The organism is Prevotella sp. CAG:592 (assembly GCF_000436015.1).
Taxonomy (GTDB): Bacteria; Bacteroidota; Bacteroidia; order Bacteroidales; family Bacteroidaceae; genus Prevotella; species Prevotella pectinovora.
Genome location: NZ_FR892539.1, coordinates 1 through 10529, shown reverse-complemented (window position 1 = coordinate 10529; position 10529 = coordinate 1). Strand labels below are relative to the sequence as shown.

The window sequence follows — 10529 nt, the reverse complement described above, 5'->3', positions numbered from 1 at the left end:
AAGCCCTAATGACCGATTTGGGTTAAAAAATATAATGACCGATTGTGCACTAAGCTGCAATCGGTCATTTTTTTTCTTATGTCATTGAATATTATTTCGGCATATTCCTTGCCGCATCGATTCTCAGGAAGATGAAAAGAAGAATCGTGAATCCCCATAGCGACGATCCTCCGTAGCTGAAGAACGGCAACGGAATACCGATTACAGGCGTCAGTCCCAACACCATTCCCACGTTGATGAAAACATGGAAGAGGAAAACGCTCAATACGCAATAGCCATACACCCTGCCGAAACGGAACGGTTGTCGCTCCGCCATCTTTATCAGTCTGATGATGAGGGCGAGGAACAATAGCAATACTCCAGCTGACCCTACGAATCCCTCCTCTTCGCCAACGGTGCAGAAGATAAAGTCGGTGTCCTGCTCCGGCACGAATTTCAATTTCGTCTGTGTTCCGTTCAGAAATCCCTTGCCCTTCAGTCCGCCAGAACCGATGGCTATCTCGCTCTGGTGAACATTGTAGCCGGCACCCTTCAGGTCTTCATCGAGACCAAGCAGCACGTTGATGCGCACTCGCTGATGAGGCTCCATCACATTGTTCAATACGTAGCTTGCAGAATAGAAGAATGCCACTGAACCGACGGTGAACAACAGGATAAGGAAATAGTTGCGCATCCTCGTATACAACGCCTGGTATAGCAGATAGCCGATGAGAATCAGCGTAACTGCGAGCTGTACGTAAACGATATTGAAAGGCAACACGAATTCTGCGAACAGTACCGACAGCACCGTAGCACCCACTGAATAAGCTATGATGAGCCACGACTTGTGTTTGTCTTTGCAGTATGTGCGCACCATGCCGGCTGTGAATAACTGTACCAGCAGCAACACGACGAACGGTCCGATAGGAGTGGGCGAGGGTTCGATGAGAGTCTCGCCGTATCTGATTCCCACAACGAAATACACCACCATCGCTACTCCTGTGAACAATACGCTGCCCGGCATTCCCTCACGATAGAACATCAGGAAGAAAGACAGGTATACCAATGCAGAACCCGTTTCCTTCTGTGCCACGATGAAGAGCATCGGCAGCAATACGATGCCGCAGGCAGTGGCGAAGTCGCGCCAGCGGTGTATGTCGAAACCATAGGCGCTCATGAATTTCGCCACGGCAAGGGCAGTGGCAAACTTGGCAAACTCTGCCGGTTGCAGTCGCAGCGGACCGAGCACGAGCCACGACCTCGAGCCTTTGATTTCGTGTGGGTTGAATATCGTGGCAAAGAGCAGCAGGAGCAACACCATATATATCACGTAGGCGAAGGTGTCGTAGAACTTGCTGTCGAGCATCAGCAACACGAAGCCCAGTGCTATCGAAGTGCCTATCCATACTATCTGCATGCCGGAGCGGGCACCCAGTGAGAATATGTCGTTGTCGCCATAGGTGTAGCTCGCTCCGCATACGCTGATCCATCCGAAGCAGAGCAGTGCCACATAGATTATTATCGTCCACCAGTCCAGAGAGCGAAGCACGCTCGGTTGTTTATCTGTCACTTGAGCCATAAGCTATACGTCTGTGTTGGAATGCCTCTGCCTCTTTCTCAGAAGAAGGCGACAGCTTTCCGTTAATATACTGTTCCATCATCAGTCCGCCGATAGGTACACCGTAGTCGGCTCCCCATCCTCCGTTCTCTACGTAGACGGCGATGGCAATCTTCGGTTTGTTCATCGGGGCGAAGCCCATGAATACGGAGTGGTCATGACCGCGGTTCTGGGCTGTACCGGTCTTTCCGCAGGCTTCTATCGGCAGTCGGGAGAGCATTTTGCAGGTGCCGTCCATTGCCGACTTCCTCATTCCCGCCACGATATATTCGTACGACCGGTGGTTTGCCTTGGTGTAGTGGCGCTCTCTGAATTCCGGTTTGAGATACTCGCCCTTCACCTTCTTCACCACGTGTGGCGTATAGAAGAATCCTCTGTTGGCGATTGTCGCTCCCAGATTGGCAATCTGGAGCGGGGTGAGGTTCACCTCGCCCTGTCCGATGCTGATACTGATTACCGTCAGTCCGTTCCACGACCCCTTGTATGCCTTGTCGTAGAACTGTGCGTTTGGAATCAGTCCGCGTTTCTCTCCCGGCAGGTCTATGCCCAGTTTATATCCGAATCCCATGCTCACCATGTAGTCGCGCCATGTGTTCATGGCATCCTGCACGGTTTTGTATCTCTTTCTGTTGCCCAGCATATAATACAGTCCCCAGCAGAAATATCCGTTACATGATGTGCCTATTGCCGGCACTATGGATAACGGTGAGGCGTGTCCGTGGCATCCCACATGGAGTCCGCGGAACGAGAATCCGTGATGGCATGGGAAAGCCGTGGATGGCGACACGATGCCTTCGGTCAGGAACGTCAGGCCCTGTGAAGTCTTGAAGGTGGAGCCCGGAGGATACTGTCCCATGATTGAGCGGTTGAGCAACGGACGGTAGGGGTCTTTCATCAGGTAGTGGTGCATCTTGCCTCTCATCCTTCCCGTCATCAGGCGTGGGTCGTAGCTTGGCGACGACACCATGCAAAGCACCTCTCCCGTGGCAGGCTCGATGGCAACGATACTTCCTATCTTGCCCTGCATCAGTCTCTCGCCGAGCGCCTGCAGCTGCAGGTCGATGCCGAGCGTAAGGTCCTTGCCGGCAATGGGCTTGGTGTCGAACTTGCCGTTCTGGTAGCTGCCCTGTATTCTGCCGTGTGCGTCGCGCAGCAGGATATGCACTCCCTTGGTGCCGCGCAGCTCTTTCTCGTAGTATTTCTCTATGCCGAGCTTTCCGATATAGTCGCCTGCCTGGTAGTAGTCGTCGTCTTCGATGTCGGCGAGTGAAACCTCGCTCACATCGCCAAGCACGTGTGCGGCATAAGGATACATATATTGTCGGATGCTGCGCTTCTGTATGTAGAAACCGGGAAACCGGTATATCTTTTCCTGGAACACGGAGTTTTCCTCTGATGTCAGCTGGCTCATGAAGAGCTGCTGGGTGAATCTGGAGTAGCCGGGGTTCTTTGAACGGTCTTTTATATCGTTCATCCTTTTTATGAAGAATTCCTTGGTAATGCCCAAGGCGTTGCAGAAAGCCATGGTGTCGAGGCGTCCGCTCTCCTCGTTCATTATCACCATTATGTCGTAGGCATGCTGGTTGTATACGAGGAGTTTGCCGTGGCGGTCGGTGATGGCGCCACGGGCGGGGAATTCTATTTTTTTCAGGAATGCGTTACTGTCGGCATTCTTCTTGTAGTCCTCACTCATGATCTGCAACACGAAGAGTCGTATGATGTAGATGATGATGATGACCATGGCAACGCCGCCAATCACGTATTTCCTGTTTTCTAATCCGAAATCTTTGCTCATTTCTTGAAATTGTTGTTTCCTGCTCTTGTCAGTCTCTTCTCACGTTTTCCACCACGAGCACGAGCAATACAGTTATTATTGTGCTTCCCACGATGTTGTATATCCACTGCAGCCAGTTGAAGAAGTTGAAGGTCTCGAGTGTAAAGAATGTGATACAGAATATGAACACGAGTATCGATGTGTAGCTGATATACTTCACCGGACCGAGCGTGCGGAACGACGGTTTCAGGTCGTCCTGGTTGTCGTGTGCCACGAAGATGTTGAGCACGTATGGCTGTAGCAGCGACATGAGAGTCATTGAGGCTGCCGCCAGTCCGGGGGTGTTAGAGAAGATGTCTACACACAGTCCGATGACAAATCCCCAAAGTAGGTTTGCCCATTGCGGACAGAAGCGGTTGATGCGCAGCACGAGATATACGTAGAGTAGCGGAGTGGCGCATCCCAGCAGGTGTATGTTGTTGAGTACCAGCACTTGTGCCAGTACGAGTATTGTCAATAGGAGGATTCTTTTTATGATGTCGATGCTCATTATTTGTTCCTTTCCCTTTATTGGTGATAAAGTTGTCGTGGCGGTACCGCCTTGTTATTTCTTGCTGGTGTCTCTCGGTTTCAGCGAGTCTTGAGCCGCTTTCAGCAACAGAGCCTTGTCTTTCAGCGCACTGTTGTCTATCACGCATACGTGGCGCAGTTTGCCGAAGTCGGTTGAGAGTCTTAGCTGCACTCGGTATGAGAGTCCGTCGGAGGAGTTGAACACGTGGAGAATCTTGCCCACCATTATTCCTGGCGGGAATATCGACGAGTATCCGTTTGTCACCACGTAGTCGCCGAGGGCGAATCTGGCATGGCGCGGCACATCGTCAACATAGGCAATGTCGCTCGGTGTTCCCTTCCAGTGCAGGAAACCGAAGTATCCCCTCTTGCGTATCATGACGCTGATGTTCGAGTTTACGTTTATCACCGGCAATACTATAGAGTAGTGATCAGATGCCATATACACCACTCCCACTACTCCCGTGCCGCATGCCACTCCCATGTCCTCGTGTATTCCGTCAGCTTTTCCCTTGTCTATGGTGATGAGGTTGTCTTCACGGTTTATGGTGCTCTGTATCACCTTCGCCGGAATGAGCTTGAAGCCGGCAAGCGCCTGTTTCTGACACTGTTCCATGGCGAGGGAGTCGCCGTGGTGGGTGGCGATGTATTGAGTGAGGGCTCTTACTTGCTGTTCGAGAATGAGGTTGCGCTCGCTGAGCTTTTTGTTGCTCTGCGACATGTTGAAGAATGTCGTTACTGAGGAGTTGTATTCATATACCTTTCCTGCCACGGCGTTTGCCGAGGAGAAGTATACGCTGCCCTGGAAATTGTTGAACCTGAACAGCAGCACGAAGCATATCACTTCGAGAAGGATGAATACGAACCAGTGGTTGTATTTCGCCAAGAAGGCAAGAAGATTGCGCATTGTGTATCAAAAGAAAAAAGGCAAGGCTGTAAAAAAGTAAAAGGACTCTCGCTAGTCAGCGCTGACTTTTTACTTTTCTACGGCACTATACCTTTTCGCTGTTAAATTGTATTTTGTATTTCTTTGTTATCTCATGAGGAATGAGAAGCGGTCAACGTTCTTCAACGCGATGCCGGCTCCCTTGGCAACACTGTGCAATGGATCCTCGGCGATGTGGAACTTGATGTTGATCTTGTCGGTCAGACGCTTGTCCAGACCGCGCAGCAGAGCGCCACCTCCCGTCAGGTATATGCCGTTCTTCACGATGTCGGCATAGAGCTCCGGCGGTGTGTTCTCAAGTGCTGAAAGCACGGCGTTCTCTATCTTTGCGATTGTCTTGTCGATGCAGTGGGCAATTTCCTGATAGCATACAGGTACCTCCATTGGCAGGGCGGTGATGCGGTTCGGACCATGTACCACATAGTCTTCCGGGCCTTCCTCGCCAAGGTCGGTGAGTGCGGAACCAACGTGTATCTTGATTCGCTCGGCCATACGCTCGCTCACCTTCACGTTGTGCTGACGGCTCATGTAGTCCTGGATGTCGGCTGTCAAGTCGTCGCCGGCGGTGCGGATGGAGTTGTTGGATACGATGCCGCCCAATGAAATCACGGCAATCTCGGTGCTGCCGCCACCGATGTCAACAATCATGTTACCCTCCGGAGCCTCCACGTCGATTCCGATACCGATGGCAGCTGCCATAGGCTCGAAAATCAGATATACGTCGCGGCCGTCGGCATGTTCTGCAGAGTCGCGCACGGCTCTCAGCTCAACCTCAGTAGAGCCTGAAGGCACGCCGATCACCATTCGCAGTGACGGCGAGAAGAGGCGGCTTCCTGTGTGTACCATCTTTATCAGTCCGCGCATCATCTGCTCACAGGCAGTGAAGTCGGCAATCACGCCGTCGCGTAGCGGACGGATGGTGCGTATGTTGTCGTGAGTTTTCTCATACATCATCTTGGCTTTTTCGCCAACGGCAATCATCTTGTCGGTGCGGCGGTCGAGAGCCACTACCGATGGCTCGTCAACTACTATCTTGTCATCGCTGATGATGATAGTGTTGGCGGTACCCAAGTCCATTGCTATCTCTTGTATAAATGAAAAGAATCCCATATTCGTTCTTTTGCTTTTACCTTATTATATATATATTAAGTTCTTGCAAGCTTTCCCGCTTGTCCTGTTTGTTGACTGGCAGACTCTTTTTTTTCTCTCTCTTGACAGGTTGCCGCCTGTTGTTGCCGGCTCTTCATGTCTCCTTCCCGTCAGTTTCCGTTAGTCTTCTCGTCAACTTTTCTTTCTTTTGCTCCTCGCTTATTTCTCAAACCATGCGTGGATAGCCGTGTCGTAGTGGCTGCTCACTCCGAAAGCTCTTGTGGCGAACATGCGACGGTCTTCGATGTCGGTCTGGGCGCCCTTCTTGTTCAGTATGTCGAGCAGCACACCATATTCAGCCTTGCTTGGCACGATGACAACGTCTTTGAAGTTCTTTGCTCCGGCACGGATTAGCGAGATGCCGCCGATGTCGATCTTCTCGATGATGTCGGTCTCAGAAGCTCCGCTTGCCACGGTGTCCTCGAATGGATAGAGGTCTACGATGACCAAATCAATCTCTGGTATCTCGAATTCCTGCATCTGGTCGCGGTCGCCTTCGTTGTCGCGGCGGGCCAGGATGCCTCCGAATATTTTCGGATGGAGGGTCTTTACTCTTCCGCCAAGGATAGAGGGATATGTCGTTACGTCCTCCACTGCCTGGCATTCATAGCCAAGCGACTCGATGAATTTCTGTGTACCTCCTGTAGAAAGGAATTTCACACCCTCAGCATTCAGTTTTGCGAGAAGCTCATCCAGCCCGTCTTTGTGAAACACTGATACCAATGCGGTCTTGATTTGTCTTGTTCCAGCCATCTTCTGTTTCTTTATATGTCGTGTAAAAATATGAATTTGGTTGCAAAGTTACAAAATATCGTTATATTTCCCATTCTATTGCGGCGAAAAAATAGAGGATAGTAGCTATTTTTTGACTTTCGATAAACAAAGGGCGCTTATGGAGCAATTTATATTCCTTTTCAACCCAAATCGGGCTTTGGAACTTGTCGTATCAAACGGCTTCATGACCGTTTTGGAATCTGCCGGAATCCGTTGCCAAGCGCCTTGTTGTCATACTATGCTGAAATAGAGCCGCCTGTAGGCGAGATATATGAAATCAGCGGTTTTCACCCATCGTCTCTTCTTCAGCATCGAGATGCACAGTCGGCAAATCGTGTCGCCGGGTTCGTATGTCATCGTCTCGTCGGCGATGGCAGCGTCAAGATTGCTGTCGGCAAGACATCTGAAGGCGTTGGCGATGCCGATGTCCACTGCCTTGCGGTATTTGCTGCCGTCGGCTACGGTCATGAAGAAATCCGCCACGAGCTGGCATGCCCTCAGGTGGGAGCGTAGATGCTTCTCTGATATGGTATGCGTATACGAAGTGTTGTTGTCCATGCGGTAGTAATACACGTTCTTGTCTACGGTCGCTATCCGTGAGTGATACACAGCCCTCGGCACCACGGCATAGTCTTCGCTGAAGTCGATGCCCTCCACACTGTATATTCCGTTCTCCGTCAGTGTTTCCCTGCGGTATAGCCTGCCCCATATCCTGTTTTTCACTATGTTCTGGCATAGCAGTGCCTTCAGGTATTTCTCCTTTCCCATCTGTGGCGGTCCCGCATATCTTGTGGCCTTGCCGTCTCTCCATTCTGAATATCCGCCGGTTACGATGTCGGCGCCGCTTTCCTCGGCCTTCGCCATCAGCAGGGCTATGGCGTCGAGGGGCAGGATGTCGTCGCTGTCCACGTGGGTCACGTATTCTCCCGTTGCCTTCTGCAGGGCGGTGAGTCTTGCTCCGCCAAGTCCTCTGTTGTGGTCATGGCGGATTATTCTTGTCTGACTTTTCCTCTGGGGATATTCTTCGGCAACCCTTTCAAGTATGGCGATACTGCCGTCCTTCGAACAGTCGTCTACGAACACATATTCTATGTTACCGTAAGTCTGTTCGAACAGTGATCTCGCACATTCTTCTATATATTTCTCCACGCCATATACCGGCACGAGTACTGACACTTTCTTCATATCTTACAAAAGTAACACTATTTTCTCTTTCTCTCGTTCCGCCTCTCCGGTTTTGTGTTAATTTAACCTTTTCGCATTCGCTGCTTTCTGATAATCCCCAAACGGTCATCGGTGCTTGTTTGGTTTTTCTCCAGGCAGAAAAGAGATGGTCGTTTCATGGCAAAGGAGAACAGAGGTTGTGGCTTTGATATTCAAGATTTTATTTGTATGGCGTGGCTTTATATTGACAAGCCCCGACGGGTAGTGCTTACCGGTCGGGGCTTGTTGTAGATATGGGGCTTATGCGCTTATTCTATGGTGATTTTCCATAATATAGCGTCGGGCTCGATGTCTGTCAGGGTGACAGGAATCAATCTCTCCGTGTCTTTCATCTTTGCCAACTTGTTCTGGCCGCGTTGGGTTAGGTCTCTGATGAACGGTTCGCAATATACCTTTTCCGAACCGAGGTTGAGTCTGAGTTCACCTAAGTTTAACACCCACTTTATCTTGGTAGGCACGGCCTTCATCAGTGTGTGGTATTTTGTGTCTGCAGTCACTTTGATGCCCATCAGAGAGAGTTCTATTCCTGAACCCATGGCTATGCTGACGGAATTGATGGTTCCGGCATCGTCGGTGGTTACAGAAAACACTTCTTCTTCTTCGTTTTTCAGATAGCTATACAGATATGTGCCATCTCCGAAGTCGGTCTTGTCGACTTTTGAATATAGCCCAGGACAGGAGTTCGGGATGTCTTTGACGTTGGCACCGATTCTTGCCTTCCAGAATCCAGTGGCGTCACCAGTCCATTGCGCATTGATGTTCTGTACGCATACTGCCGTGCTGGTCGTTTCCGTTCCGATCGCGTTCGCATTTAGTGCTGCAGCTAAAGCGATGCAGCAAGTAGCTAATTTTTTTATTGTATTCATATCGTAATTAATTAGTCGTCTATTCCTTCTTATTTTCTTGAAGCGAAGTACATTCCATCGTTGACAGCCATTCTCACCTGGTAGATGCCGGCCTGGTCTTGCGATACTTTCATCTTCTTGCCGTTGGGCAGAGTTGCCATGATGGTGCCGTCGTCGTTGAAACGGAACAGTTCCTTGATGGCGCCTTTGTCCTCGTAGCTCCAGCTCTTCTCCTTCTTGTTATATACAAGGTGTGACACCTCGCCGTCGGGAGAGGTTATCTCATAACCGTTCTTCAGTGTCTTCACGGCATACATGCGGCCGTCTTTGCCCATCACATTTTGGGTCTCACCCACCTTGGCCATCACTTTGCTGCCGCTCCAGAACTCGATGGTGTTGAGGATGAACAGGTCTGCCACGCCACACACGGCATAGGCAGGGCTTATCAGAAGGAACACAAGTTCGTTGAGGAACTTGCAGCTGCTAAGGCTCTTGTTCCAGTCTAACACCTTGTTGGTCAATCCGAAAGAACCGATACATGAACTCAGAGTCACCGCACCTGCTAACAGTGCAATAATGGATTTTGTCGTGAATTTTCTCATTTGCTATAGATTTTATTGTTATCAGATTATATATGTCTCTGCAAATATATGTTTTTTTCGCTTCCTGAACAATAATTACAGGGAATAAGTTGGATGAGAAGATTGTAAAAGCTGTTAACACCTTATGTCGTCTGAGGATATCACAGTCGTAATCCCACTTTAGCTCCCAGTGTCATGATGTGCATATACTCCCTGCTGACATGGCTCGCCGGGGTCTGGATGTTGTAGTCGTCTTTCCGGTGGAGGTCTGGAACACGTTGCCTTCGTCAAGGTCGTATTTGCTCAACGGCAGGTTGAATCCCATGTATAGACTGAAAAACGAGTTGCGGTCGGTGTCGAATTCCTCGTATGCCTCTTGCTTTTCCTTGATATTCAGTCCTTTGTCCCCGCATCAGGCACTTGCCACTCCTCTCCGTTTACAGTAGCTTTAAGTCTTGTTTTGTCCCGTTTTTGGGCACGCACCTTGCCCAAGTGGGGCAAGCACGTTACCCAACAAGGGCAAGCACGTTGCCCCACCTGGGCACATTTCCTTTTCCTTTCGTGCCCAAAATCTTCCATTTTCCATGACCGTGTGTTACATATCCTTTTGTCAGAAATCAGAGCCAGAGTAACCTGCATCTCCCCTTCGGGGGAGACCGAGAGGGGGCTGAAGTCAGCAGGAAAGATCATCAACAAGTGGCTTGTTTCATCAGCTTAGAACTCAGCAAGGAATGGGGAGTGCCCCCAGCACCCGCAAATCCCAGTAAATCCAAAGATAAATCCAATAACCCATTCACCACCTGAAAAATCAGTGAAAAAGTCAAATCCGTGTTTAATTTTTGTCCATCGCCGCAGGCAGATGGACACCAAATGCTCACAAATATAATCCTTCCTTGTTATTGCGTAGAGTCCCCATGTCATATATCAGCCACAATAAAGCATCACCAACGGAAATCCCGCTCCCTAACATAACAGGGATCATTGATAATTTCCCATCGCGCGCGCATATATAAATATAATGTGAACCCTACACCTTTCCCCTTAATTCTGTCAAATAAAAGGAAAACCG

The 10529-nt window shown here is 50.0% G+C and carries 9 protein-coding genes; all 9 read right to left on the bottom strand.

Annotated elements, in window-relative coordinates; all coding sequences use genetic code 11:
* Positions 1–91 precede the first annotated feature (91 nt).
* Entirely contained in the window at positions 92–1558 is a 1467-nt protein-coding gene (gene rodA / locus QVO99_RS03590) for a rod shape-determining protein RodA (protein ID WP_022316233.1), read from the bottom strand.
* Complete coding sequence (locus QVO99_RS03585; protein WP_022316232.1) at positions 1539–3392, bottom strand: penicillin-binding transpeptidase domain-containing protein; 1854 nt, start codon at positions 3390–3392, stop codon at positions 1539–1541. The genes rodA and QVO99_RS03585 overlap by 20 nt, the downstream gene beginning before the upstream one ends.
* A 28-nt stretch (positions 3393–3420) precedes the next feature.
* Complete coding sequence (gene mreD, locus QVO99_RS03580) at positions 3421–3921, bottom strand: rod shape-determining protein MreD (RefSeq protein ID WP_022316231.1); 501 nt, start codon at positions 3919–3921, stop codon at positions 3421–3423.
* Between the two features lie 54 nt (positions 3922–3975).
* Positions 3976–4848, bottom strand: coding sequence for a rod shape-determining protein MreC (mreC, locus tag QVO99_RS03575; RefSeq protein ID WP_022316230.1), 873 nt, complete (start codon positions 4846–4848; stop codon positions 3976–3978).
* Between the two features lie 126 nt (positions 4849–4974).
* Positions 4975–5997, bottom strand: a complete 1023-nt coding sequence (locus QVO99_RS03570; RefSeq protein WP_022316229.1) for a rod shape-determining protein — start codon at positions 5995–5997, stop codon at positions 4975–4977.
* 198 nt (positions 5998–6195) lie between these two features.
* Positions 6196–6789, bottom strand: a complete 594-nt coding sequence (locus tag QVO99_RS03565) for an IMP cyclohydrolase (protein WP_022316228.1) — start codon at positions 6787–6789, stop codon at positions 6196–6198.
* Between the two features lie 252 nt (positions 6790–7041).
* A complete protein-coding gene (locus QVO99_RS03560; protein WP_022316227.1) occupies positions 7042–7995 on the bottom strand; it encodes a glycosyltransferase family 2 protein in 954 nt (317 codons plus the stop codon).
* A gap of 287 nt (positions 7996–8282) precedes the next feature.
* Positions 8283–8900 (bottom strand): hypothetical protein, encoded by a 618-nt coding sequence (locus tag QVO99_RS03555; protein WP_022316226.1) that lies wholly within the window; start codon positions 8898–8900, stop codon positions 8283–8285.
* Between the two features lie 29 nt (positions 8901–8929).
* The gene (locus tag QVO99_RS03550) at positions 8930–9481 is read right to left on the bottom strand and encodes a DUF3332 domain-containing protein (protein WP_022316225.1); all 552 of its coding nucleotides are present in this window, start codon (positions 9479–9481) and stop codon (positions 8930–8932) included.
* Between the last annotated feature and the right edge of the window lie 1048 nt (positions 9482–10529).

What these genes read in the sequence shown, in the direction of transcription:
- rodA (WP_022316233.1), bottom strand. Translation starts at nt 1,558, where the DNA reads ATGGCTCAAGTGACAGATAAACAACCGAGCGTGCTTCGCTCTCTGGAC.
- QVO99_RS03585 (WP_022316232.1), bottom strand. Translation starts at nt 3,392, where the DNA reads ATGAGCAAAGATTTCGGATTAGAAAACAGGAAATACGTGATTGGCGGC.
- mreD (WP_022316231.1), bottom strand. Translation starts at nt 3,921, where the DNA reads ATGAGCATCGACATCATAAAAAGAATCCTCCTATTGACAATACTCGTA.
- mreC (WP_022316230.1), bottom strand. Translation starts at nt 4,848, where the DNA reads ATGCGCAATCTTCTTGCCTTCTTGGCGAAATACAACCACTGGTTCGTA.
- QVO99_RS03570 (WP_022316229.1), bottom strand. Translation starts at nt 5,997, where the DNA reads ATGGGATTCTTTTCATTTATACAAGAGATAGCAATGGACTTGGGTACC.
- QVO99_RS03565 (WP_022316228.1), bottom strand. Translation starts at nt 6,789, where the DNA reads ATGGCTGGAACAAGACAAATCAAGACCGCATTGGTATCAGTGTTTCAC.
- QVO99_RS03560 (WP_022316227.1), bottom strand. Translation starts at nt 7,995, where the DNA reads ATGAAGAAAGTGTCAGTACTCGTGCCGGTATATGGCGTGGAGAAATAT.
- QVO99_RS03555 (WP_022316226.1), bottom strand. Translation starts at nt 8,900, where the DNA reads ATGAATACAATAAAAAAATTAGCTACTTGCTGCATCGCTTTAGCTGCA.
- QVO99_RS03550 (WP_022316225.1), bottom strand. Translation starts at nt 9,481, where the DNA reads ATGAGAAAATTCACGACAAAATCCATTATTGCACTGTTAGCAGGTGCG.